Source organism: Streptomyces sp. NPDC104106, assembly GCF_055584345.1.
The window spans coordinates 318,294-342,997 of sequence record NZ_JBVJMF010000005.1 but is presented as its reverse complement, the minus strand read 5'-3'; the positions used below and the strand labels follow the sequence as shown (position 1 = coordinate 342,997).

The 24,704-nt window shown below is 70.1% G+C and carries 22 protein-coding genes and 1 pseudogene; 14 read left to right on the top strand and 9 right to left on the bottom strand.

Annotation, left to right across the window (positions count from 1 at the left end; all coding sequences use genetic code 11):
• Positions 1 to 12: 12 nt before the first annotated feature.
• Positions 13 to 1,146: an ABC transporter ATP-binding protein gene (locus ACZ60X_RS15185; protein ID WP_469598133.1), complete on the top strand. Its 1,134-nt coding sequence runs from the start codon at positions 13 to 15 to the stop codon at positions 1,144 to 1,146.
• Between the two features lie 20 nt (positions 1,147 to 1,166).
• Here ACZ60X_RS15185 and ACZ60X_RS15180 read toward each other — a convergent pair whose 3' ends face one another.
• The 3 genes from ACZ60X_RS15180 to ACZ60X_RS15170 all read right to left on the bottom strand — a co-directional run bounded on the left by ACZ60X_RS15180 (position 1,167) and on the right by ACZ60X_RS15170 (position 3,040).
• Positions 1,167 to 1,913, bottom strand: coding sequence for a class I SAM-dependent methyltransferase (locus tag ACZ60X_RS15180; protein ID WP_469598131.1), 747 nt, complete (start codon positions 1,911 to 1,913; stop codon positions 1,167 to 1,169).
• 64 nt (positions 1,914 to 1,977) lie between these two features.
• Complete coding sequence (locus ACZ60X_RS15175) at positions 1,978 to 2,178, bottom strand: DUF397 domain-containing protein (protein ID WP_469598128.1); 201 nt, start codon at positions 2,176 to 2,178, stop codon at positions 1,978 to 1,980.
• Between the two features lie 10 nt (positions 2,179 to 2,188).
• Positions 2,189 to 3,040, bottom strand: coding sequence for a helix-turn-helix domain-containing protein (locus tag ACZ60X_RS15170; RefSeq protein ID WP_469598126.1), 852 nt, complete (start codon positions 3,038 to 3,040; stop codon positions 2,189 to 2,191).
• Between the two features lie 191 nt (positions 3,041 to 3,231).
• On the opposite strand from ACZ60X_RS15170, the gene ACZ60X_RS15165 reads away from it, so the two are divergent.
• Entirely contained in the window at positions 3,232 to 3,636 is a 405-nt protein-coding gene (locus ACZ60X_RS15165) for an ATP-binding protein (RefSeq protein ID WP_469598123.1), read from the top strand.
• Positions 3,637 to 3,652: 16 nt separating this feature from the next.
• Positions 3,653 to 4,015, top strand: a pseudogene (locus ACZ60X_RS15160) (hypothetical protein); the annotation flags it as partial.
• Between the two features lie 76 nt (positions 4,016 to 4,091).
• Here the strand turns inward: ACZ60X_RS15160 and ACZ60X_RS15155 are convergent.
• The 5 genes from ACZ60X_RS15155 to ACZ60X_RS15135 form a co-directional block, all read right to left on the bottom strand.
• Entirely contained in the window at positions 4,092 to 5,150 is a 1,059-nt protein-coding gene (locus tag ACZ60X_RS15155; protein WP_469598121.1) for an ABC transporter ATP-binding protein, read from the bottom strand.
• A gap of 25 nt (positions 5,151 to 5,175) precedes the next feature.
• Positions 5,176 to 6,201, bottom strand: a complete 1,026-nt coding sequence (locus ACZ60X_RS15150; protein ID WP_469598119.1) for an ABC transporter ATP-binding protein — start codon at positions 6,199 to 6,201, stop codon at positions 5,176 to 5,178.
• 11 nt (positions 6,202 to 6,212) lie between these two features.
• Positions 6,213 to 7,196, bottom strand: a complete 984-nt coding sequence (locus tag ACZ60X_RS15145; RefSeq protein ID WP_469598117.1) for an ABC transporter permease — start codon at positions 7,194 to 7,196, stop codon at positions 6,213 to 6,215.
• A gap of 92 nt (positions 7,197 to 7,288) precedes the next feature.
• Positions 7,289 to 9,073 (bottom strand): ABC transporter substrate-binding protein, encoded by a 1,785-nt coding sequence (locus ACZ60X_RS15140; RefSeq protein ID WP_469598115.1) that lies wholly within the window; start codon positions 9,071 to 9,073, stop codon positions 7,289 to 7,291.
• An 89-nt stretch (positions 9,074 to 9,162) separates the two neighbouring features.
• A complete protein-coding gene (locus tag ACZ60X_RS15135) occupies positions 9,163 to 10,194 on the bottom strand; it encodes an ABC transporter permease (RefSeq protein ID WP_469598112.1) in 1,032 nt (343 codons plus the stop codon).
• Positions 10,195 to 10,659: 465 nt separating this feature from the next.
• Here ACZ60X_RS15135 and ACZ60X_RS15130 point away from each other — a divergent pair, with 465 nt between their 5' ends.
• The 5 genes from ACZ60X_RS15130 (at position 10,660) to ACZ60X_RS15110 (ending at position 16,319) form a co-directional block, all read left to right on the top strand.
• The gene (locus ACZ60X_RS15130) at positions 10,660 to 12,282 is read left to right on the top strand and encodes a peptide ABC transporter substrate-binding protein (protein WP_469598109.1); all 1,623 of its coding nucleotides are present in this window, start codon (positions 10,660 to 10,662) and stop codon (positions 12,280 to 12,282) included.
• Positions 12,283 to 12,288: 6 nt separating this feature from the next.
• Positions 12,289 to 13,212 carry an ABC transporter permease gene (locus tag ACZ60X_RS15125; RefSeq protein ID WP_469598107.1) on the top strand — a complete coding sequence of 308 codons (924 nt, stop codon included), beginning with the start codon at positions 12,289 to 12,291 and terminating at the stop codon, positions 13,210 to 13,212.
• On the top strand, positions 13,205 to 14,179 hold the full coding sequence (locus ACZ60X_RS15120; protein WP_469598104.1) for an ABC transporter permease: 975 nt from the start codon (positions 13,205 to 13,207) through the stop codon (positions 14,177 to 14,179). The genes ACZ60X_RS15125 and ACZ60X_RS15120 overlap by 8 nt, the downstream gene beginning before the upstream one ends.
• Positions 14,180 to 14,284: 105 nt before the next feature.
• Positions 14,285 to 15,268 (top strand): ABC transporter ATP-binding protein, encoded by a 984-nt coding sequence (locus ACZ60X_RS15115; protein ID WP_469598101.1) that lies wholly within the window; start codon positions 14,285 to 14,287, stop codon positions 15,266 to 15,268.
• Positions 15,252 to 16,319, top strand: coding sequence for an ABC transporter ATP-binding protein (locus ACZ60X_RS15110; RefSeq protein ID WP_469598099.1), 1,068 nt, complete (start codon positions 15,252 to 15,254; stop codon positions 16,317 to 16,319). The genes ACZ60X_RS15115 and ACZ60X_RS15110 overlap by 17 nt, the downstream gene beginning before the upstream one ends.
• Positions 16,320 to 16,447: 128 nt before the next feature.
• Here ACZ60X_RS15110 and ACZ60X_RS15105 read toward each other — a convergent pair whose 3' ends face one another.
• Entirely contained in the window at positions 16,448 to 18,568 is a 2,121-nt protein-coding gene (locus ACZ60X_RS15105; RefSeq protein ID WP_469598096.1) for a S9 family peptidase, read from the bottom strand.
• 164 nt (positions 18,569 to 18,732) lie between these two features.
• Here ACZ60X_RS15105 and ACZ60X_RS15100 point away from each other — a divergent pair, with 164 nt between their 5' ends.
• From ACZ60X_RS15100 to ACZ60X_RS15075, 6 genes are all read left to right on the top strand, one after another.
• Entirely contained in the window at positions 18,733 to 18,927 is a 195-nt protein-coding gene (locus ACZ60X_RS15100) for a hypothetical protein (protein ID WP_469598094.1), read from the top strand.
• An 85-nt stretch (positions 18,928 to 19,012) separates the two neighbouring features.
• Positions 19,013 to 19,870, top strand: coding sequence for an N-acetyl-1-D-myo-inositol-2-amino-2-deoxy-alpha-D-glucopyranoside deacetylase (mshB, locus tag ACZ60X_RS15095; RefSeq protein WP_469598092.1), 858 nt, complete (start codon positions 19,013 to 19,015; stop codon positions 19,868 to 19,870).
• The gene (locus ACZ60X_RS15090; protein WP_469598090.1) at positions 19,867 to 20,283 is read left to right on the top strand and encodes a DUF6113 family protein; all 417 of its coding nucleotides are present in this window, start codon (positions 19,867 to 19,869) and stop codon (positions 20,281 to 20,283) included. Before mshB ends, ACZ60X_RS15090 begins: the two co-directional genes overlap by 4 nt.
• 153 nt (positions 20,284 to 20,436) lie before the next feature.
• Positions 20,437 to 22,788: a hypothetical protein gene (locus ACZ60X_RS15085; RefSeq protein ID WP_469598088.1), complete on the top strand. Its 2,352-nt coding sequence runs from the start codon at positions 20,437 to 20,439 to the stop codon at positions 22,786 to 22,788.
• 248 nt (positions 22,789 to 23,036) lie between these two features.
• A complete protein-coding gene (locus ACZ60X_RS15080; RefSeq protein WP_469598086.1) occupies positions 23,037 to 23,963 on the top strand; it encodes an ABC transporter ATP-binding protein in 927 nt (308 codons plus the stop codon).
• Positions 23,960 to 24,700: an ABC transporter permease gene (locus ACZ60X_RS15075; RefSeq protein WP_469598084.1), complete on the top strand. Its 741-nt coding sequence runs from the start codon at positions 23,960 to 23,962 to the stop codon at positions 24,698 to 24,700. The genes ACZ60X_RS15080 and ACZ60X_RS15075 overlap by 4 nt, the downstream gene beginning before the upstream one ends.
• The last annotated feature ends 4 nt before the right edge of the window (positions 24,701 to 24,704 follow it).

Here is a 24,704-nt window from a genome sequence, read left to right as displayed (position 1 = left end):
GAGGACCTTGTCATGACCGAGGAGAACGTCCTCACGGCCGCGCGCCTGCCGCGCGCCGGCGCGGACGGCGAGCCGTTGCTGCAGGTCTCGAAGCTGACCAAGCACTTCCCGGTCAAGGGCGGCTTCCCGATCCGCCGGACGATCGGCGCGGTGCAGGCCGTGGACGGCATCGACCTGACCGTGTACGCGGGCGAGAGCTTCGGCCTGGTCGGCGAGTCGGGCTGCGGCAAGTCGACGACGGGCCGGCTGATCACGCGCCTGCTGGAGCCGTCGTCCGGCTCGATCGCGTACCGCGGCCAGGACATCAGCCACGCCACCCGCAAACAGCTGGCGCCCATCCGCTCCGAGATCCAGATGATCTTCCAGGACCCGTACTCGTCGCTGAACCCCCGGCAGACGGTCGGCACGATCATCTCGGGTCCGATGGAGATCAACGGGATCGAGCCGGAGGGCGGGCGGGAGAGGCGCGTCCGGGAGCTGCTGGAGATCGTCGGCCTGAACCCGGAGCACTTCAACCGCTTCCCGCACGAGTTCTCCGGCGGGCAGCGCCAGCGCATCGGTGTGGCGCGGGCACTGGCCCTGGAGCCGAAGCTGATCGTCGCCGACGAGCCGGTCTCGGCGCTGGACGTCTCGATCCAGGCCCAGGTCGTGAACCTGCTCCAGCAGGTCCAGCGGGAGCTGGGCATCGCGTTCGTCTTCATCGCCCATGACCTCGCCGTCGTACGGCACTTCTCGCAGCGCGTCGCGGTGATGTACCTCGGGAAGATCATCGAGGTCGGCGACCGCGCGTCCATCTACACCCGCCCGCGCCACCCGTACACCCACGCCCTGCTGTCCGCCGTGCCCGAGGTGAACCTCACGGACGACGAGGGCGCCGGGCGCGAGCGCATCCGCCTGGCCGGTGACGTCCCGTCCCCCATCTCCCCGCCGTCCGGCTGCCGCTTCCGCACGCGCTGCTGGAAGGCCCAGGAGAAGTGCGCGGCGGAGGAACCCCCGCTGATCCGGATCTCCGGCAACCACGAGGGCCACCTGACGGCCTGCCACTTCCCGGAGGAGCCGACCACCGAGGCACGGGAGGAGGACATCGTCCTGGACCCGGCGCTGGCGGCGCTGGAGGAGGGCGGGGAGGGTGAGGCGGCACGGTGACAGGGAGCGCCCGGCGGGACCTACGCCGGGCGGGCCACCGTGATGATTTCCGGGGACGCGGGGGTGAGCGGGGTCCGGTCCCAGTCGCCGTACTGTTCCACGACCGCCAGTCCGGCGTCGGCCAGGAAGCCCACCAGGGCCGCGGGCTCCAGGAAGCGCAGGACGCTGTCGCAGACCTGGGGAGCGGCCCAGCCGGCGCCGTCGTAGGTCTCGGTGAAGCGGATGCGGTCGGCCGGGTCCGCTTGGTCGCCCTGGACCTCGTGCCACACCCGGACGGGGGTGCCGTCGGCGGCGGTGACCTCGTGGACCCGGTCCGGGGTCCACCTCTCCCAGGCCCTCGCGGCCGGATTGCGGGTCTCGAACACGAAGCGCCCGCCGGTGTCCAGTGCCTGCCGGACGGCGTGGAGCAGCTGACGGATCTCCTCGTCCCCGACCAGCTCCTGGAAGGCGTGTCCGGTCATCACGGCGAGGTCGAACTCCCCGTCCCAGAGCCGGGTGCGCATGTCGCCGAGCACCCACTCGACATCGTCCGGCCGGGCCCGGCGCGCCTGTACGAGCATGGCGGCGGCCGGGTCGATCCCCATCAGCCGCCCCGGATGCCCCTCACCCCGCGCCCGCCGCAGCAGCCGCCCGGTACCGCACCCGATGTCCAGCACCGAGCGGGCCTCCCGCACGAGCCCGAGGTAGAAGTCGTCACCCGGCCCCCAGGGGTTGAGGCTGTCGTAGAGCGCGGCGAGCGTGAGATCGGTGAACGAGTGATCTACCACCGCGGCAGTCTGACACACCTTGTTGAACGGTGTGTCAGGTTCCGGTGGAGTTCTTGACTGACTTTCAGTTCGTGCTGCGCTCCCGGGACTTCAGGTACCGGATGAAGGGGGTGAAGGCCGTGGCCGGGATGGTGAGGGTGGCTCGGGTTGGTGCCTTTGAGTCACGGATGGCTATGTGGGTGTCGAGGGTGGCGACTTCGACGCAGGTGTTGCCGTCGCCTCCGCCGGAGTACGACGACTTCTGCCAGCGGACGGCCTGGGTCATGCGGAGTGCCTCACAGTTCCTTGGTCATGCGGTGGATGAAGTCCCGTGATTCCACGGGGTGCAGTGCCGCGTCCTCCACCTTATGGAGCAGGGATCGGAAGCGCTCCAGTTGGGATTCGGCATCGATGAAGGCGGTGCCGTGCGGTGCGTCGCGCAGTACGGTGTCCAACCGGGGGAGCGGGCCGCCCACGTACATCATCTCGATCCCGGCTCCGGCGAAGCCCTCTCTTGCGAAGGGGATGACCCGTACCGTCGCCTGGCTGCCTTCGATCGCCCGCAGTACTTCGAGGAGCTGAACGCGAGCGGTTCGGCGATCGGACACCAGGATCCGCAGGGCCGCCTCGTGGATGATCGTCTCGTAGGGGATGGGAGCCTCGCGCTCCAGTACGGACCTGCGCTTCATCCGGTGTTCCACCCGGGGCCTCAGCTCACTCTCCGGCAGTTGCGGGACCATGTAGCCGAAGACGGCGCGGGCGTAGTCGGGAGTCTGCAGCAGTCCGGGGATGTGGCTGGTGACGACCTCGCGAAGGAACGTGCCGTGGTGCTCCGTCTCGGCGACGTCGAGGAAGACCGGCGGGAGCACTCCCCGGTACTCCTCCCACCAGCCCTGCGTGCGGTTGGTGGCCATGTCCGCCAGTGCCTCGATGAACGTCTCGTCGGCGCAGGCGTAATGCGCTGCCAGCCGGCGCACCCGCTCCTCGCTCACGCCCGCCAGCCCCGCCTCGACCTGACTCATCTGCGCCGATGTCGAACTGAGCAGCCCCGCCACCTCGCGAGCCTTCAAGCCCGCGGCCTCACGCAGTCTGCGCAGCTCGGTGCCCAGACGAATCTGCCGTGCCGTGGGTTGGCTCCTTGGCGCCATCGCCCCTCCGCCCTCAAACGCGGTGCAGTTGTGCCTCATTCGGGCGCCAGATTACGGGACCACTTGCGTGAGGAAAAATTTTTGCCCTACCGTCGGTGACGTATCGCACACGCAGCGGAAGTGCACCGCGCTCGCGCGGCGTTGCCACCCTGCGCCCAAAGTCCACTTCCTCTCAGCGGAGTTGATGACGCATGCCCGACACCTGGGACTACACCCTCTACATCCCCAACGACCCGAGAGCCGTGACCGTCTGCCGCCGCACCCTGCGTCTGATCCTCACCCTGCACGGCCTGATCGGCCTGGCCGACACCGCCGAACTCCTGGCGACGGAGCTGGTGTCGAACGCCGTGCGGCACACCAAAGGGCCGGCGGCGCTGAGGGTGCGCCGTACCCCGGAGGGGATGGTGTGGATCGGGGCGTGGGACACCGACCCCGCGCCGCCCGACCCGCCTCGTCCGCTGGAGCAGGTCGCGGAGTCGGAGGACGGGCGGGGGTTGGGGCTGGTGGTGGCCTGTGCGGACTACTGGGGGTGGCAGCCGTCGGCCCGGTTCGGGCGCGTGGGCAAGTTCATCTGGTGCGAACTCGCGGCGGCATAGCTCGTTGATCACGACGGCCGCCGTCCTGCGGACCATCGACCCCGACAGTGCCGCAGTCTTCGTACAGTTCGTCGACTCATGCCCGGCCGACCCCCCGGCGAAGCAGATGTGGAGTGACCTGATGACGGCGATCCAGTACTTCTGGCGCCACCCGCTCGCCGAGCAGGTACGGGAAGAAGGCCGGGAAGAAGGCTGGGAACAGGGCCGTATCGAGGGCCGCCGCCAGATGGTGCTTCGCATCCTGGAGTGGCGCGGTATCCCGGTGCCCGACTCCGTCCGGGAGCGGGTCAATGCCTGCACCGACCTCGACCAGCTCGAGACCCGGGCGAAGCGAGCCGTACACGCCACGGACGCGGCGGGACTGTTCGCCGAGGAGTGAGCGAGCGGACCGGTTCACGGCGAAGGTCCGCGCCCTGGGGGGAGGCGCGGACCTTCGTTTCCGGGAGCCGGAGGCGTCAGGCCGCTGCCTCGGGGTCCTTGGGGAGGTCGTCCGCGGCGAGGCGGGGAGCCGGGATGGCGTCCGTCGTCTCCGGGTAGTGGCAGGCCGTCAGGTGTCCGGGCTTGTTGCCCTCCGCCTGTACCAGCGACGGGGCCTCCGTCGCGCACTTCTCCGTCGCCTTCCAGCAGCGGGTGCGGAAGCGGCAGCCGGAGGGCGGGTTGATCGGGGACGGGACGTCGCCGACCAGGCGGATGCGCTCGCGCGGCTCCGCGTCCACCGTCGCCTCCGGCACGGCGGAGAGCAGGGCCCGGGTGTACGGGTGGCGCGGGTTGCCGTACAGGTCGTCGCGGTCGGCCATCTCGACGATCTTGCCGAGGTACATGACCGCGACGCGCTGCGAGAAGTGCCGGACGATGGCGAGGTCGTGGGCGATGAAGACGAACGCGATGCCCAGTTCCCGCTGGACCTTCTGCAGGAGGTTCACCACCTGGGCCTGGATCGAGACGTCCAGCGCCGAGACCGGCTCGTCGGCGACGATCAGCTTCGGCTCCAGGGCCAGGGCGCGGGCCACGCCGATGCGCTGGCGCTGGCCGCCGGAGAACTCGTGCGGGAAGCGGTTGTAGTGCTCCGGGTTCAGGCCGACGATCTCCAGCAGCTCGCGGACCCGGGCCTCGCGGCCGCCCTTCGGGTTGATGTCGTTGATCTCCATCGGACCCGAGATGATCTTGCCGACCGTCTGCCGCGGGTTCAGCGAGGCGTACGGGTCCTGGAAGATCATCTGGATCTCGGAGCGGATCGGCGCCAGCTCCTTGCGGCCGGCGTGCGTGATGTCCTGGCCGCGGTAGGAGATCCTGCCGCCGGTCGGCTCCAGCAGGCGGGTGATCAGCCGGCCCGTGGTCGACTTGCCGCAGCCCGACTCGCCGACCAGGCCCAGGCTCTCGCCCTCGGCCACCTGGAAGTCCAGCCCGTCCACGGCCTGCACCGCGCCGACGGTCCGCCGGATGGGGAAGCCGCCCTTGATCGGGAAGTGCTTGGTGAGCCCGGAGACGTCCAGGAGGGGGTTCGTGTTGCTCATGGTGTGAAGTCCCGTCTGGTGTCCGTCAGTGGTGCCGGGTTCCGGCGAAGTCGGCGAAGAGTTCCCGCTTCTGCTCCTGGGACAGGTGGCAGGCGGAGCCGCGGCCCTCGACCACTTCGAGGACCGGGCGCTCGGTCGAGCACAGCCCGTCGGGCACCTTCTCGGCGAACGCGCAGCGCGGGTGGAAGCGGCAGCCGGAGGGCGGGTTGAGCAGCGAGGGCGGCGAACCCGGGATCGGCGTCAGCGGCACGTCCACCGGGCCGTCCAGGCTCGGCATCGAGTTCAGCAGGCCGAGGGTGTAGGGGTGGTCCGGGTCGCGGAGCACCTCCTCCTTCGTGCCGCGCTCCACGCACCGGCCGCCGTACATCACCAGCACGTCGTCCGCGATGTCGGCGATGACGCCGAGGTCGTGGGTGATGAAGACGATCGCGGTGCCGAACTCCTGCTGGAGGTCCTTGAGGAGGTCCATGATCTGGGCCTGCACCGTCACGTCGAGGGCCGTGGTCGGCTCGTCGGCGATCAGCAGCTCGGGGTCGCAGACCAGCGCCATGGCGATCATCGCGCGCTGGCGCATACCGCCCGAGAACTGGTGCGGGTAGTCGTCCACACGGGTGTCGGGCTGGGGGATGCCGACACGGCGCAGCATCTCGATCGCCCGGTCCCGGGCCTCCTTCTTGGAGGCGCCGGTGTGCTTGCGGTACGTCTCGGCGATCTGGACGCCGACCGTGTGGTACGGCGACAGGGAGGCCAGCGCGTCCTGGAAGATCATGGCCATCTTGTTGCCGCGCAGCTTTTCCAGCTCCCGCTCGCCGGCGGTCAGCAGTTCCTGGCCGTCGAGCAGGATCTCGCCTTCGAGGGTGGTGCGCTCGCGGTTGTGCAGACCCAGGATCGCCAGGTTCGTCACCGACTTGCCCGAGCCGGACTCGCCGACGATGCCGAGGGTCTTGCCCTTCACCACGTCGAAGGAGAGCCCGTCGACGGCCTTGACGACACCGTCCTCGGTGGAGAAGTGCACACGCAGGTCGCGGACGGAGAGGAAGGGGGTGCTCATGTTTTCTCTCCTTACGCGAGGCGCACGCGCGGGTCGATGACGGCGTAGATCGCGTCGACGATGATGTTGAACACGACGATCGCGGCGGCAGCCACCAGGATCACACCGAGCAGCATCGGCAGGTCGTTGTCGCGCACGGCCTTGATCGACAGGGCGCCGATGCCGTGCAGACCGAAGGTCTGCTCGGTGATGATCGCACCACCGAGGAGGGTGCCCAGGTCGATGCCGAAGATGGTCACGATGGGGGCCATCGCGCCCCGCCAGGCGAACCGGAAGAACACCGTGCGCCGGGACAGGCCCTTGGCGCGTGCGGTGCGGACGTAGTCCTCGTTGAGCGTCTCGACCAACTGCGAGCGGGTCATCCGGGTGTAGTTGGCGGTGAAGATGATCGCCAGCACCAGCCACGGCAGGAGCAGACCGCCGAACCACGCCGTCGGGTCCTGGGTGAAGCCCGTGTGGTCGTTGGGGCGGGTGAGGAGGTGCCACTGGTCCGAGAGGTAGTACATCGCGATGATGCCGACGATGTAGATCTGCAGCGAGGACCCGATCAGGGAGGCCGACGAGGCGATCTTGTCGAGGGCCTTGCCCTGCTTGACCGCGGCGATCATGCCGGTGCCGACACCGAAGATCACGAACACCACGGCGGAGCCGATGGAGAGCCCGATCGTGGTCGGGAAGCGGTCGAGGATCAGGTTGAGGACCGGCGTCTGCGACTGGAAGGAGTAGCCGAGGCAGGGGGCCGAGCAGTGGCCGAAGGAGGCGTAGTCGCGGCCCACGAAGATGCCTTCGAGCCAGTGCCAGTACTGCACCGGAACCGGATCGGCGATCCCCAGGTTGTGCCGCACCAGGTTCAGGGTCTGCGGTGTGCAGACCTTGCCGCAGGCCACTCGGGCGGGGTCGCGGGGCGCGACGTAGAACAAGAAGAACGTGATGGCACTGATGATCAGAAGGATCACCGCTGCGCCGAGTGTCCGGCGGATGAGGAAGCGGATCATGGCGATGGGATTCCCTGGGAACGCCTGTGAGAGGGGCTATGGCGGGCGGGCGGGGCGCCGCGACGGGCGCCCCGCCCCTGGACCGGCAGGCGTCAGGCCTTGGCGTACAGCTTGTACAGGACGAATGCGGAGAAGTTCGGGTCGAAGAGCGCGCCGCCGACCTTGCTGCCGTGCAGGTAGAAGCGGCGCTGGAAGGTTTCGGGGATGATCGGCGCCTCTTGCGTCATGATCTTCTCGTCCAGCGCGGCCCAGGCCGCGCCCGCCTTCACCGGGTCGGTGATCAGGGCGTTCTGCTTGATGGCCTGGTTGACCCACGAAACGTTCAGCTGCGAGACGTTGTTCGAGCCGTTGGCGATGGTGGCACCGTCGAACAGCGGCTGGATCACGCTGTAGCCGGACGGCCAGTCCGGGGACCAGCCGAACCACATCACGTCGAACTGGTTGTTGATCTGCTGGACCTGGTCGTAGTAGCTGGTCGAGTCGACCGGCTTGATGACGGGGTTGAAGCCCGCCTCCTTCAGGGCGTTGGCAATGACGATCTTGGTCTTCTCGTACGCGCTCTCCCGGCCCTGGGGGTACGTGTACACGATCGTCTGGCCGAGCTTGCCGGCCTCCTTCAGCAGCTCCTTGGCCTTGGCCGTGTCGCCCTGAGGCTTCTTCAGCTTGCCGAAGACGTCCTGGTGTGCGTAGCCGAGGATGTCGGGGCTGAGGACGGAGGTGGCGTAGTCACCCGCGGACGGACCGCCGTAGATGCGGCGGATCTGCTCCAACGGCCAGGCGTGGATCAGGGCCTGACGGACCTTCGGGTCGGTGATCCGCTTGCAGTTGATGGCGTAGTAGTACAGGCCGGTGAGCAGACCGTTGATGGTGCGCTGCTTCAGGGCCGGGGTGGTCAGCACCTTCTGGATGCGCTCGGCGGGCACGCCGTTGTACGCCATGATCGTGTACTGGTCGTTGCCGCTGTCGGCGATCAGGCGGTCGGACTCCGGCAGCGACTCGACGCCGAACTCGAAGCTGAAGCTGTCCGGGTAGGCGTTGCGGATGGGGTCCGTCTTGGGGTCCCAGTGCGGGTTGCGGACCATCTTCAGGGACTTGTCCGGCGCGTGTGCCGCCAGCCTGTACGGGCCGCAGGACACCGGGTCCTTGTCGTACTTCTCCTTGGTGTCGTGCTTGACCGGCACGGCGCCGTAGGAGTGCATCGCCAGGATGAAGTTGAGCTGCGGCTGCGCGGTCTTCAGGTTGAAGGTGATGGTCTTCTTGGCGCTGTCGATGACGACGCCGTCGAGGTGCTTGCCGTCGTACGGGCCCTTGTAGACCGAACGGAAGTCGGCGGAACCGGTGAGCGCAGTCTGCAGGTACTGGGCGCCCTCGGTGGTGAAGGAGGCGAAGCCGCGCTCGATGCCGTGGCGGACGTCCTCGACGGTGAGGTCGCTGCCGTCCTCCCACTTCAGCCCGTCCTTCAGGGTGAAGGTCCAGGTCTTGCCGCCGTTGGACATGGTGCCGGTGTCGGTGGCGAGGTCACCGACCAGCTTCTGCGAGCCGTCGGGGGCGATCTTGTAGCCGGTCAGGCAGCGGACGTACAGCAGGGCCAGGGCGGAGTTCCACGCGAAGTAGATGCGCTGCGGGTCCAGGTGCGAGAAGTCGGAAGGGGACAGGCCGTTGATGTTGCCGCCCTTGACCGCGCCCTGGATCTCGGGAGCGGGGCCCGTTGAGTCCTCCTTGGTACCGACGGTGACGTGCCCCGTGTACGTGTGGGTGCCCGCGCCGTTGGATGAGCTGTTCCCGCCGCCTCCGCCGCTGCTGCACGCGGAGAGGACCATGGAGCCGCCGGCCGCGACCGACGTGGCGATGACGAAGTTTCTGCGGGAAAGGGACATGGCTTCCTGATCCTGCTCTGTTGATGGAGAGATACGGACTGCTCCGGTGGTGGGCCCCGTCGCCCGTGCCGGAAGGTGGGAGGGGCTGTTCAGCGCCTGGCCTTGGGGTCCAGAGCGTCGCGCACCGAGTCACCGAGGAGGTTGAAGGCGATGACGAAGATCACCATCGTGAGGCCCGGGAAGAGCATGTACGTGATGTCGGACTGGTAGTACTGGGCGCCGTACTGCATCATCACGCCCCAGTCCGGAGTCGGGTCCGACAGGCCGACGCCGAGGAAGGCGAGGCCGGCTTCCGTGGTCACGTACATCGGAAGTGCCAGGGTGGCCTGGATCAGGATCGGCGTCCACAGATTGGGCAGCAGTTCCTTGAAGATGATGCGGGCCGGGGAGGCGCCGGTGACCTTTGCCGCCTCGACGAACTCCCGCTCGCGCAGGGCGAGAACCTCACCGCGCAAGAGGCGGGCGATGGAGGCCCAGCCGAAGGCCGTCATGATGGAGATGAGGCTGACGACGGTGAGCCAGGTCGGGGTCGACTCGTTCGGGGCGACCAGGATGTTCAGCACCACAGGCCAGAACGAGATGAAGAACAGCGTCTGGGGGAAGGCCAGCAGGACGTCGATGATCCGGCCGACCAGGTAGTCCGTCTTGCCGCCCAGGTAGCCGGCGGTGAGGCCGATGACGATGCCGAGAACGGTCACCAGCAGGGCCGTCGCCGTGGCGATCAGCAGCGAGTTGCGGATGGCATAGAACAGGAACGTGAAGACGTCCCGGCCCAGCTGCGGGTCGATGCCGAACCAGAAGTCGCCGCTCATGCCGCCGTTGGGCTTGACCGGGAAACCGTAGTCGTTGAGCAGGCTGGGGTCGTTCTGGCCGTAGGTGATGTACGGGTTCTTGCCGTACACCTTGGCGATCAGCGGCGCGCCGATGCCCACGACGAAGAAGAAGATCACCACGAAGGCGGATATGACGCCCGTCCGGTCCCGCTTGAAGCGGATCCAGGCCAGCCGTCCCGGTGAGCGGCTCTCGGTGCCCTTGGGGGTGTCGGGCTTCGCCGATGCGGCGCTGTCTTCGTCGGTCACCTCGAGTGGGGCGGCCGGGGAAGGGGATGCGGGGGTGGTCATGATGCTCCGTGCCTTGTGGGTCAAGGCTCCGCAGGGCACTCCCCTACGGGCTACGCCGGACTTTTTCAACGCAATTCATTCAAGGTCAATAAATTCTCGGCCGCCTTGGTTGCGTCTTTACCTTCTTTACTCGGCCTTGACTGTTCCGTAGCTACGCGGGTAGTGCGCTGTAATCAATCCGTGCTTCACATCGGACTAACTGCGCGAAACGGTCAATGAGTTCGTTATGCGGACGGTCGTGTGTCGAAATGCGTACATCGACGCGTCGCAATCCAACGTTTCGGCATCGTTACGCGGAGATCCATTGCGCTCGTCCGCAAGATCGTCCGCGGGCCCCCCGGGTGGCCGCCCGCATTCGGATGACGTGTCCCTCTAAAGGGCCCTCAATCCGGCGGCGAGCATGCGGAATGCGCGGGATCCGACGATATTGGCCGGTATCGGGTTGGTGTCGCGGAGGAGGCGGATATGCGGGGAACCTCGCTCGCGCGATGGGCCGCCGGGGCGGGGGCGCTGGCACTCGTCGCGACGGGCTGCGGGGGCGGCGCGGGGGACAGCGTCGGCACCGCGGTGCTCAGCTCCTCCTGGGGCGACCCGCAGAACCCGCTGGAACCGGCCAACACCAACGAGGTACAGGGCGGCAAGGTCCTCGACATGATCTTCCGGGGACTGAAGAGGTACGACCCGAGGACGGCCAAGGCCGTGAACTGGGTCGCGCGGTCCATCGACACCAAGGACTCGCAGAACTTCACCGTCCGGCTCAAGGACTGGCGCTTCTCCAACGGCGAGAAGGTGACCGCCCGTTCCTTCGTGGACGCCTGGAACTACGGGGCGAGCCTCAGGAACAACCAGAAGAACGCGTACTTCTTCGGCTACATCGACGGCTACGACAAGGTGCACCCCGAGAACGGCGGCAGGCAGAGCGCCGACACCCTCTCCGGGCTCAGGGTCGTGGACGACCACACCTTCACCGTCAGGCTGGACCAGAAGTTCTCCGGCTTCCCCGACACCCTCGGCTACGCCGCCTTCGCCCCGCTGCCCCGCGCCTTCTTCACCGACCACGCGGCCTGGCTCGACAAGCCGGTCGGCAACGGCCCGTACACGATCGAGTCGTACACGAAGGGCGCGCAGATGACCCTGCGGAAGTGGGACGCCTACCCCGGCCCGGACAAGGCGCGCAACGGCGGCGTGACCCTGCGGGTGTACACGGACAACAACACCGCCTACACCGACCTGATGGCCGGCAACCTCGACCTCGTCGACGACATCCCCGCCGCCCAGCTGAAGAACGTGCGGAGCGACCTGGGGGACCGGTACATCAACACCCCCGCCGGCATCCTGCAGACGATCGCCTTCCCCTACTACGACCCCGCCTGGAACAAGCCCGGCTCGCAGAAGGTCCGCACCGGGCTCTCCATGGCGATCGACCGGCGGCAGATCACGCGGACCATCTTCCGCGGCACCCGCACCCCGGCCACCGACTGGACCTCCCCGGTGCTCGGCGCGGCCGGCGGCTACAAGGCCGGCCTGTGCGGCACCGCCTGCGAGTACCACCCCGCCGAGGCAAGGAAGCTGATCAAGGAGGGCGGCGGGATCCCCGGCGGCCAGGTCCGGATCACGTACAACGCGGACACCGGTTCGCACCGACAGTGGGTGGACGCCGTGTGCAACTCCATCAACAACGCCCTCGGCAACGGCAAGGCCTGCGTCGGCAACCCCGTCGGCACCTACGCCGACTACCGCAACCAGATCGGGCAGCACAAGATGCCCGGCCCGTTCCGCTCGGGCTGGCAGATGGACTACCCCCTCATCCAGGACTTCCTCCAGCCCCTCTACTACACCGACGCCTCCTCCAACGACGGCAAGTGGTCCGACGGGGAGTTCGACCGGCTCATCGACCGGGCCAACGCCGAGACGGACCAGGCCAAGGCGGTGGCCGACTTCCAGCAGGCCGAGGAGGTCGTCCGCGACAACATGGCCGCCATCCCGCTGTGGTACCAGAACGGCAGCGGCGGCTACTCACAGCGGCTGTCCGACGTGGCGCTCAATCCGTTCAGCGTCCCCGTGTACGACGCGATCAAGGTCAGCTGAGCCGGCATGGGGCGCTACGTCATCCGGCGGCTGCTGCAGATGGTCCCGGTGTTCATCGGGTCCACCCTGCTGATCTTCCTCATGGTCAACGTGATGGGCGACCCCGTCGCGGGACTGTGCGGGGAGCGGGCCTGCGACCCGGGCACCGCCGCCCAGCTGCGGCGCGAGTTCGGCTTGGACAAGCCGGTCTGGCAGCAGTACGCCACGTACATGGGGAACGTCTTCACCGGGGACTTCGGTACGGCGTTCAACGGGCAGAAGGTCACCGAGCTGATGTCGACGGCGTTCCCCGTCACCGTCCGGCTGACGATCGTCGCCGTCGTCTTCGAGATCGCGATCGGGATCACGCTGGGCGTGCTGACCGGCCTGCGCCGGGGCCGCCCCGTCGACACGGGTGTCCTGCTCGGCACGCTGGTCGTCATCTCCGTCCCCACGTTCGTCACCGGCCTGCTGCTGCAACTGCTGCTCGGCGTCGAGTGGGGCTGGATCAGACCGTCCGTCTCGCTGGACGCCCGGCTCGACGAGCTGATCGTGCCGGGCCTGGTGCTCGCCTCGGTCTCCCTCGCCTACGTCACCCGGCTCACCCGCACCTCGATCGCCGAGAACAAACGGTCCGACTACGTCCGTACGGCCGTCGCCAAGGGCCTGCCGAGGCGCCGGGTCGTCGTACGGCACCTGCTGCGCAACTCGCTCATCCCCGTGGTGACGTTCATCGGCACCGACATCGGCGCGCTCATGGGCGGCGCGATCGTCACCGAGCGCATCTTCAACATCCACGGCGTCGGCTACCAGCTCTACCAGGGCATCCTGCGCCAGAACACGCAGACGGTCGTGGGCTTCGTGACCGTCCTCGTGCTGGTCTTCCTGATCGCCAACCTCCTCGTCGACCTCCTGTACGCCGTACTCGACCCGAGGATCCGCTATGCCTGAGCAGCCGTACGAGCCCGAGCGCGCGATCGCCGGCACCGGCATGGGCGGTGCCATGGACCTCGCGGCGAGCGAGGCGACGACGCTGGAGCCGACGGCGGCGCCGACCGCGCCGGTCACCGGCCGGCCCCGGTCCCTGTGGTCCGACGCCTGGCGGGACCTGCGCCGCAACCCCGTCTTCCTCGGCTCGGCGCTGGTGATCTGCTTCCTGGTCCTCGTCTCCCTGTGGCCCTCGGCGATCGCCTCCGGCTCCCCGCTCACCTGCGACCTGGCCCGGGCCCAGGACAGTTCCGGACCGGGCGCGCCCTTCGGGTACGACGGCCAGGGCTGCAACGTCTACACGCGTACCGTCTACGGCGCCCGCACGTCGGTGACGGTCGGTGTGCTGGCCACCCTCGGGGTGTCCGTCCTCGGCTCCGTCCTCGGGGGCCTCGCGGGCTACTTCGGCGGGACGTGGGACGCGATCCTGTCCCGCGTCACGGACATCTTCTTCGCGATCCCGGTCGTCCTCGGCGGTCTCGTCCTCCTCTCCGTGGTGACCAGCAATACGGTCTGGCCGGTCATCGGGTTCATGGTGCTGCTCGGCTGGCCGCAGATCTCCCGTATCGCGCGTGGCTCGGTCATCACCGCCAAGCAGCACGACTACGTCCAGGCCGCCCGCGCCCTCGGCGCCTCCGACACCCGCATCCTGCTGCGCCACATCGCCCCCAACGCCGTGGCCCCGGTGATCGTGGTCGCCACCATCGCCCTCGGCACCTACATCGCCCTGGAGGCGACCCTGTCCTACCTCGGCGTCGGCCTCAAACCACCCAGCGTCTCCTGGGGCATCGACATCTCCGCCGCCTCCCCCTACATCCGCAACGCCCCCCACGCCCTGCTGTGGCCCTCGGGCGCCCTGGCCGTCACGGTGCTGGCCTTCATCATGCTGGGCGACGCGGTGCGTGACGCGCTGGATCCGAGGTTGCGGTGAGAGGCGGGGGCCGTGGAGTTCCGTACGGACGCGGCGCCGGTGTGCTCCCTGGAATCCCCCGCGCACGCGGCGCGGTCGCGTGCCCCGAGACGAGGTGATGCTGTCGTGCTGCTCGAAGTGCGGGACCTGCGCGTGGAGTTCCGGACGCGGGACGGGGTCGCGAGGGCTGTCAACGGGGTGAGCTACGAGGTCGACGCGGGGGAGACCCTCGCCGTGCTCGGGGAGTCGGGGTCGGGGAAGTCGGTGACGGCCCAGGCGGTGATGGGGATCCTCGACACGCCTCCCGGCAGGATCACCGGGGGCCGGATCCTCTTCCAGGGGCAGGACCTGCTGAAGCTGAGGGAAGAGGAGCGGCGGAAGATCAGGGGTGCCGGGATGGCCATGATCTTCCAGGACGCCCTGTCGGCCCTCAACCCCGTGCTCTGCGTCGGCGACCAGCTCGGCGAGATGTTCGTCGTGCACCGGGGCATGTCGAGGAAGGACGCCCGGGCCAAGGCCGTCGAGCTGATGGACCGGGTGCGGATCCCGGGGGCGGCGCAGCGGGTGCGGGACTACCCCCATCAGTTCTCCGGCGGCATGCGCCAGCGCATCATGATCGCCATGGCGCTGGCCCTGGAGCCGGCGCTGATCATCGCCGACGAGCCCACCACCGCCCTCGACGTCACCGTGCAGGCGCAGGTCATGGACCTGCTCGCGGAGCTGCGGCGCGAGTACCGGATGGGGCTCATCCTCATCACCCACGACCTGGGGGTCGTGGCGGACGTCGCCGACCGCATCGCCGTGATGTACGCGGGACGGATCGTCGAGTCCGCGCCCGTCCTCGACCTCTACAAGGCGCCCGCCCACCCCTACACCCGGGGCCTGCTGGACTCCGTCCCGCGCCTGGACCGCAAGGGCCGGGAGCTGTACGCCATCAAGGGCCTGCCGCCGAACCTGATGGACGTCCCGCCCGGCTGCGCCTTCCACCCCCGCTGCCCGCTGGCCCGGGACGTCTGCCGCACGGACGAGCCGCCCCTGTACGAGGTCTCCCCCGTCCGGGGCAGCGCCTGCCACTTCTGGAGGGAGTGCCTGCATGGCCCCGAGCAGTGAGCCGATCCTGGAGGTCAGCGGGCTCGTCAAGCACTACCCGCTCACCCGCGGCATCCTCTTCAGGAAGCAGATCGGCGCCGTGAAGGCGGTCGACGGTGTCGACTTCGCCCTCGGTGCGGGCGAGACCCTCGGCATCGTCGGCGAGTCGGGCTGCGGCAAGTCCACGGTCGCCAAGCTGCTGTGCAACCTGGAACGCCCCACCGCCGGATCCGTCCGCTTCAAGGGCGAGGACATCACCCGGCTGTCCGGCCGCGCCCTGAAGGCCGTACGCCGCAACATCCAGATGGTCTTCCAGGACCCGTACACCTCCCTCAACCCCCGCATGACCGTCGGCGACATCGTCGGGGAGCCGTACGACATCCACCCCGAGGCGGCCCCGAAGGGCGACCGGGACCGCCGGGTGCGCGAACTGCTGGACGTGGTCGGCCTCAACCCGGAGTACGTCAACCGCTATCCGCACCAGTTCTCCGGCGGCCAGCGCCAACGCATCGGCATCGCACGCGGGTTGGCGCTGCGCCCGGAGATCATCGTCGCCGACGAACCGGTCTCCGCCCTGGACGTCTCCGTCCAGGCCCAGGTGATCAACCTGCTCGACCGGCTCCAGACCGAGTTCGGGCTCTCCTACGTCTTCATCGCCCACGACCTGTCGATCGTCCGGCACATCTGCGACCGCGTCGGGGTCATGTACCTGGGCCGGATCGTGGAGACCGGCACGGACACCGAGATCTACGAGCACCCCACGCACCCCTACACCCAGGCGCTGCTCTCGGCGGTCCCGGTTCCCGACCCCGAGGCCCGTGACCGGCGCGAGCGGATCATCCTCGGCGGCGACGTGCCCTCACCGGCGAACATCCCCTCCGGCTGCCGCTTTCGCACCCGCTGCTGGAAGGCCCGCGAGCGGTGCGCCGTGGAGGTCCCGGCGCTCGCGGTCCCCCCCTGCTTCCGGGGCGGGGGGCCGGAAGCCCACGACTCCGCCTGCCACTTCGCCGAGGAGCTGCGCGTGGTACCGGCGGAGGGTGTGGCCGGGGAGAACGGCAGCGGGCCGGGATGACATCGCGTCTCCCGGCCCGCTTACGGCACCCGCACGGCCGTACGCTGTTCAGACTCCCTCGTCCGTATATCGGTACCGCTTCCGTGAAGTTGCCTGTGTGTTAACGCGGTTGAGGGGGATATGCGGCGCTATGCCATGCCCAGCGACCGCTTGAGGAAGTCCAGCTGGAGCCGCAGCAGGTTCTCGGCGACCGTCTCCTGCGGGGTCATGTGCGTCACCCCGGACAGGGGCAGCACCTCGTGCTGGCGGCCGGCCGCCAGCAGGGCGGAGGACAGCCGCAGGGAGTGGGCGACCACCACGTTGTCGTCCGCCAGCCCGTGGATGATCATCATCGGCCGGTGCGGCTCGGCCGCGTCGACCAGGCCGTCGTCGCCGACCACCGAGTTGCGGCGGTAGACCTCGGGCCGCTCGTCCGGATCGCCGAGATAGCGCTCCTGGTAATGGGTGTCGTACAGCCTGAGGTCCGTCACCGGCGCGCCGACGACCGCCGCGTGGAAGACGTCCGGGCGGCGCAGCGCGGCGAGCGCCGCGAGGTAGCCGCCGAAGGACCAGCCCCGGATCGCCACCCGGCCCAGGTCGAGCGGGAACCGCTCGGCGAGCGCGTGCAGCGCGGCCACCTGGTCCTCCAGCACGACGGCCGCGATCTCGTCCCGGACCGACTTCTCCCAGGCCGGCGAGCGCCCCGGGGTGCCGCGCCCGTCGGCGACGATCACCGCGAAGCCCTGGTCGGCGAACCACTGCGAGGTCAGATGGGCGTTGTGCGCGGCGACCACCCGCTGGCCGTGCGGGCCGCCGTACGGGTCCAGCAGCACCGGCAGGGGAGTGTCACCGGGGTGGTCCCGTGGCATGAGCACGGCGCACGGAATCCGACGTGCGCCCGCCTCGGTCAGGGTCACCCGGGGGGACAGACCGGGATCCTCGGCGTACGAGCGGACCGTGGCCACCGCTTTGCCGTCCCGCAGCACCCGCACGCGCGCGCCCGGCCGGTCCAGGGCGGCGGAGACGAGCACCGTCACATCCCCCGCTCGCACCGCGGTGTGCACACCGGGCTCCTGCGACACACGTTCCACACCCAGTTCGTTCACGCGGTACACATGAACTTCGCCAATTTCCTTGGCATGTGCCTCCTCTCCCGCGGAGGCGGAAACCAGTACGTCGCTCCCGCCCACGTCCAGCACCGCCCGGATGTGCAACTGACCGCTGGTCAGCGGGCGTTCGCCGACGGCCAGCACCCGGGCGCCGCCCTCGTCCGCGATGCGGACAAGCTGCCCGGAAGGGCTCCAGCAGGGCACTCCAGGGAAAAGTTCCAGCCAAATCGGATCTTCGTCGGCGTGCACCATCCGGGTGGCCCCGGTGTCCGGATCCACGGCCAGGAACAGCTGGCCGCGCTGGTCCCGCGCCTGCACCAGCAGCAGCGGCGCCCCCGCCGCTGACCAGTGCACACGCGCCAGGTACGGGTAGCGGTCGCGGTCCCAGGCGACTTCCGTGCGCTCCCCGTCGAGGCCCAGGACGAACAGGCGCACGTCCGCGTTCGGGGTGCCCGCGGCGGGGTACGCGATGTTGAGTGGCTCACGCTCCGGGTGGGCCGGATCGGCGATCCACCACCGCCTCACCGGCGTGTCGTCCACGCGCGCCACGAGCAGCCGGCGCCCGTCCGGCGCCCACCAGAAGCCCCGCGAACGCCCCATCTCCTCGGCCGCGACGAACTCGGCGAGACCGTAGGAGACCGCCTCCGACTCCGGCTCGGCGAGCGCCCGGTCCTGTTCGCCGTCGGCCGCCACGACCCGCAGCGCACCCCCGGCGACGTACGCGACGTGCCGGCCGTCGGGGGCCGGGCGGGGGTCGATCACCGGGCCCGGGACGCGCAGTTCGCGGGTCGTCCCGGCCCGCAGCTCGGCCGTGAAAAGCCGCCCTGACAAGGCGAAAGACGCCAGCTCCACCGCCGCGTCGGTGGCGTAGCCGACGATCCCGGCCCCGCCCTCCCGGCTGCGCTCGCGGCGCGCCCGCTCCTGCGCCGACAGCTCCTCGGAGGCGCCCGCGAGGAGCGCGCGCGGCTCGGCGGCCGGGCGCTCGGTGCCGTCCGGAAGGTCCAGTACCCACAGGGAGTTGGCCCGGTCGTCGCCGGAGCCGGAGCGCAGGAACGCGACACGCGAACCGTCGGGCGCCACGCTGAACGAACGCGGCGCGCCGAGCGTGAACCGCTGGGTCCGGGCGTGCCGTCGGGGGAAGGAGTCAGCCTCGGTCGTCATAGCCCGACCATATTGGCCATGCGCCCCCTTGTGCGGCCGTGCGCCGAGCGATGCGCGAGTACGGATAGTTATGATCACTACCGCTGTGTGGGTATGAACCTGCTGGCTCCTGCGTGGACTTGGTCAACTGATCCGGATCTGGCGATCTTTGGAGGTGAACCGCCGTGGCACTCTCGATTTCGGCGGTGGTGCTGCTGGCGATCATCGTCTTCCTGCTGATCAAGAAATCGGGGCTGAAGGGCGGGCATGCGCTCATCTGCATGCTGCTCGGCTTCTACCTCGCCTCCTCGACCATCGCCCCCACGATCAGCCAGCTGACGACCAACGTGGCGAGCATGATCGGCAGCATCAAGTTCTGACGGCGGCGCCGGGCGGCTTCCGGCACCGGCTCCCGGCGGCCGCGTGTGCCCGGCCGCGGGCGCGGTGACCTCGTAGGGTGGTCCCATGACGGAACTGCCAGCCCGTCGTCTGCTGCTGGTGCACGCGCACCCGGACGACGAGTCGATCAACAACGGCGCGACCATGGCCCGGTACGCGGCCGAGGGCGTCCACGTGACCCTGGTCACCTGCACCCTCGGCGAGCGCGGCGAGGTCATCCCGGCCGGGCTGCGGCACCTGACCGGCGCCGCGCTGGGCATGCACCGGCGCGGCGAGCTGGCCGACGCCGTCCGCGCGCTCGGGGTGAGCGACGCCCGGCTGCTCGGCGGGGCCGGGCGGTTCGGGGACTCCGGCATGACGGGCCTCGCCGACAACGAGGACCCCGGGTGCTTCTGGCGGGCCGACGTCGACGAGGCCGCAGGCCGGCTCGCCGACGTCATCCTGGAGGTCCGCCCGCAGGTGCTCGTCACCTACGACGACAACGGCGGCTACGGCCACCCGGACCACATCCAGGCCCACCGGGTCGCCATGCGCGCCGTCGAACTGGCGGACGAGCGCGGGCACCGCATCGACAAGGTCTACTGGAACCGCGTCCCGCGCTCCGTCGCCGAGGCCGCCTTCGAACGCCTCCAGGACGAGCTGGCCGCACTGCCGTTCGACAAGAGCGCCTCGGTGGCCGACGTGCCGGGCGTCGTGGACGACGCCCAGGTCACCACCGCCGTCGACGGCACCGCGTACGCCGCCGCCAAGGCCGCCGCGATGCGCGCCCACGCCACCCAGATCGTGGTGGCCGAGCCCTACTTCGCGCTCTCGAACGACCTGGCCCAGCCGCTGTTCACCACCGAGTACTACGAGCTGGTGCGGGGCACGGCCGAGCCCGGCGAGAGCGACCTGTTCGCGGGCGTCGAGGAGGCACGGGCGTGAGCGACAACCAGCCGGGCCCGCTGCTCGCCCAGCCGCTGCAGCGGCCCTCCGCGGGGCGGATCGCCGCCTACCTCGGACTCTTCCTGCTCGGTGCCGCCGTCGGGCTCGCCGGGACCCTCGTCCAGGCCGCCTGGTTCCCCGGCGGACTGCTGCTCGCCCTCGCCGGCGCGGCCGGCCTCTTCCTCGGCGGGGCGTACGCCACCGGCGGCCGGGGCGGCGCCGTGGCACCGGTGGCCGGCTGGATCGTCGCCGTCATCCTGCTCACCACCTCGCGCCCGGAAGGCGACTTCCTGTTCAGTGCCTCGGGCTCCTCCTATCTCTTCCTGCTGGGCGGCATGGTGGTCGCTGTGATCTGCGCCACCCTCGGTGCGGCGCGGCAACCTGGCGGCGGTCCCGCCCGACTTGGCAAGTGACGTACCACTTCGCCGTGCCGCGCACGTGCGAGTCCGGTGTGGGTTTCCTCAGCGGTCATGGGATAAGCGCCAGATGTGGCCAGTATGGTGGTGCGCGCCGCCGAGCCGCCCGCGAGGTCGAACGGGCGGTGGAGCCAACTGGGAGAACCTGCCTTGAGTCGTGAAACTGACACTCCGTCCTCCGGGCCCAACGGGCGCGGCGGAGCCGCATACCCCTCCGGCACGCCGCCGTACGGGACCCCCATGGCTACCGACGACGGTACGGCCGCGGGCCGTTCGGGCGCGCAGCCTGAGGAGAAGAAGACCGAGACCACGCTGACGACCCGGATCCGGATCAACATCCCCGGCTCCCGGCCGATTCCGCCGGTCGTCGTGCGCAAGCCCGTCGGGGACACCGACGGCGCCGGCGAGGACGCGCCCGCCGAAGGCCCGCGCCCCGCGGCCGAGCGGACGGCGACCGCGGAGGCTCCGGCCGAGCCCGGGGGCCCGGCCGGAGAGAAGACCAGCGACTGGTTCGCGCCCCGCAAGTCCTCGGCCCCCAAGAGCGGTCCGGGCGCCGGCGGTACGAACGGGGCCGGGATCCAGACCCGTTCCGGCACCGGCGCCGGAACCGGCGCGCCGGGCGTCCGACCGGGTGGTTCGGGAGCGTCCGGTACGGCCGACGGCACCGGCGCACGCCCCGGCGGCGGGCGTTCCGGCAGCGGGCGTCCCGGCGGCGTCGTCGGCTCCATGACCGCGCCAGGCGCCTCCCGCTCCGGCGGCACGAACGGCAAGGGCCTGCCCGGCGCCACCGGCGGCCCCGTCGCCCCCGGGCACGGCGGCGGCACCGGCTCCTTCGACGTGACCGAGGCGCTGAACGCGGGCCCGCTGGGCAACGGCAACGGCAACCGCTCCGGCCCGTCCGCGAACGCCGAACCCCGCCGCGACGACCTGCCGTACTTCGCGGAGAACGGCGGCCAGGACGCCTACGGCGGCGCGGGCGCCCCCGGGCGCGACGGCTTCGGTACGGGCGCGAGCGGTGCGAACGGGCACGGCGGCGCCAGCGGCCTCGGCGGCCCCAACGGGCCCGGCGGTCCGGGCGGCCCGGCCGGTCCCACCAGCGGCCCGGTCACCGGCGACGGCGCCTTCGCCCCGCCGGCCGGCGGCCCCGGCCGCACGGGCGGCGAAACGTTCGGCAACGCGGCCGGCGACCCCTTCGGCAACGCGGCCGGCGCCTTCGACACCCTCGGCGGCCGGAGCACCCTGCCCCCGCGCAGCGCCCTCGCCGACATCGCCGACCTGGAGGGCCCGGCGGCGCCCGGCGCGCCCGCCGGCGCCGGCCTCGGCCCCGGCGGCGGGCTCAGCGACGACACCGCGATCCTCACCCCGCAGAAGCCGGCCCCCGAACCGGGCACGCCGGGCCACCGCCGCGCCGACAACGTCTCCGGACACACCGTCACCAGCGGCATCCCGGTCGTACCGAACGCCGGCAACGCCCCGTTCGGCGGCACCGGGAACCAGTCCGCCCCGGCGGCCGAGCCGAAGCCCGCCCCCGCGCCCAAGGCCAAGGCCGCGCCGAAGAAGAAGGGCCGCAGCAAGCTGGTGCTGCTCGGCGCCGGCGTGGTCGTCGTCGCGGGCGGTGCCTACGGCGCCGGACTGCTGATGAACCACACCGACGTCCCCAAGGGCACCACGGTCCTCGGCGTCGACATCGGCGGCGGCACCCGCGACGACGCCGTCAAGAAGCTCGACGACGCCTTCGGCGGCCGGGTGGACAAACCGCTGAAGCTCACCGTGGACGGCAAGACGGTGACCCTCACCCCGGAGAACGCCGGGCTCCAGTTCGACTTCCAGGCCACTGTGAGCAAGGCCGCGACCAGCGACTACAACCCGGTCCACGTCATCGGCTCGCTCTTCGGCCAGAAACGTGTCATCGCGCCCGAGATGCCGGTGGACGAGGAGAAGCTCCAGGCCGCGCTGCAGCAGGCGGGCGGCGGCTCCGGCCTCTCGACCGACGGCACCATCCTGTTCGAGGCGGGCAAGGCCGTCGCCGTCTACGGCAGGGCGGGCAAGGGCATCGACGCGGGCCAGTCGACCCAGGCGGTCGAACAGGCCTACCGCCAGGTGGTGGAGACGGGCACCGCCTCCCCGGTCGCCGTCCCGACGACCACCCGGCAGCCGACGGTGCCGAACGCCGAGGTCGACCGCGAGATGAAGCAGTTCGCGGAGCCGGCGATGTCGGCCAAGGTGACCGTGATGACGGACGCCGCGCACTCGATCGCGATGAGCCCGCAGAAGTCGCTGTGGAAGTTCCTCAGGGTGAAGGCCGTCAACGGCAAGCTGGTCGACAGCCCCGACCTCAGCGCCCTGAAGCAGCTCTACGGCACGACCTTCGACGGTGTGCTCATCACGCGCGCCAACGGTAAGAAGACGCCCGTCACCCCGCAGGAGGTCTACCTTGCCCTGCGCCAGGCGCTGATCAGCAAGACCAACCGGGTCGCGGTCATCTCCACGAACCCGAGCTGACCTCCTCCCACCCGGACGCCCAACGCCTGAAGGCCCGCCCCAGGAGGGGCGGGCCTTCACGGTTCCACACGGTCACGGACCTCCCCCTTGCACTCGGCGCGTTCATGCCACCCAGTGCGCGCCGTGCCGCCAGAGCGGGCCGACACCGGCCGACCCGTCCGGAGCCACCCACGACATGACATCTGTCATGCGCCTCCCAGGACCCGCGACACTGCCGGGCGCGGTGGCCGTTCGACGAGCATGGGGGCATGACAACGACTGCGGCACCGGCCACCACCCCGGTGGTCGGCTTCGACCAGGTGACCAAGACGTACGGCAGTGTGCGGGCCGTGGACGGGCTCTCGCTCACGCTGCACCCCGGCGAGACCGTCGCCCTCCTCGGCCCGAACGGGGCCGGCAAGTCCACCACCCTGGATCTGCTCCTCGGTCTGAAGAACGCCGACAGCGGCACCGTGAGCGTGTTCGGCACCAGCCCACGCGAGGCCATCGTCGCCGGGCGGGTCGGGGCCATGCTGCAGAGCGGCGGTCTGATGGACGAGGTCACCGTCGCCGAGCTGGTGAAGCTCGCCTGCTCGCTGCACCCGAAGTCGTACAAGGCCGCCGATGTGATGGCCCGCGCGGGCATCACGCAGATCGCCGACCGCAAGGTCAACAAGCTCTCCGGCGGCCAGGCCCAGCGCGTCCGCTTCGCCCTGGCCACCGCCGGCGACAGCGACCTGATCATCCTGGACGAGCCGACCACCGGCATGGACGTCTCCGCCCGCCAGGCCTTCTGGGCCACCATGCGCGAACAGGCCGACCAGGGCCGTACGGTCCTCTTCGCCACCCACTACCTCGAAGAGGCCGACGCCATCGCCGACCGCGTCCTCGTGCTGCACCGCGGCCGGCTCCTCGCCGACGGCACCGCCGCCGAGATCAAGGCCAAGGCGGGCGCCCGGCGGATCGCCTTCGACCTGGACGGCGCCATCGACGAGGCCGCCCTGCGCGCCCTGCCCTTCCTGACCTCCGTCGACGTGTCGGGCCAGACCGTGCGCATCCAGTCGTCCGACGCCGACGCCACCGTGCACGCCCTGTACGGCCTCGGCGTCTACCCCCGCAACCTCGAAGTCGCCGGCCTCGGTCTGGAGCAGGCCTTCGTCGCCATCACGGAGGCCGAGGAGGCCAAGCAGTCATGAACGCCCTGATCAAGCTCGAACTGACCCGCGCCTTCCGCAACAAGAAGTTCCTCTTCTTCTCGGTGCTCTACCCCGCGATCCTCTTCCTGATCATCGCGGGCAACGCCAAGGACTCCACCAGGGTCGACGGCACGGGCATGACGATCGCGACGTACATGATGGTCTCCATGGCCTCCTTCGGCGCCCTGACCGCCGTGCTGATGGGCAACAGCGAGCGCATCGCCAAGGAGCGCGAGAGCGGCTGGGTGCGGCAGCTGCGGCTGACCCCGCTGCCCGGGCGCGGCTACGTCCTCGCCAAGACCGCCGGCGCCGCCGTGGTGAGCCTGCCGTCCATCGTCGTCGTCTTCGCCGTCGCGGCCGCCGTCAAGCACGTACGCCTGGACGCCTGGCAGTGGCTCGCCCTCACCGGCATCATCTGGGCCGGCAGCCTGGTCTTCGCCGCGCTCGGCGTCGCCATCGGCTACGTCGCCTCCGGGGACGCCGTCCGCCCGATCACGATGATCGTCTACTTCGGTCTGTCGATCCTGGGCGGCCTGTGGATGCCGACCACCACCTTCCCGCAGTTCCTCCAGGACATCGCGAAGTGGCTGCCCACGCACGCGTACGCTGCCCTCGGGCGGGCGATCGAGCAGAGCCAGGCTCCGCACGCGACGGACATCGCCGTCCTCGCCGTCTACTTCGTGCTGTTCGCGGGCGGTGCGGCCTGGCTGTACCGGAAGGACACGCTGAAGGCGTGAGCAC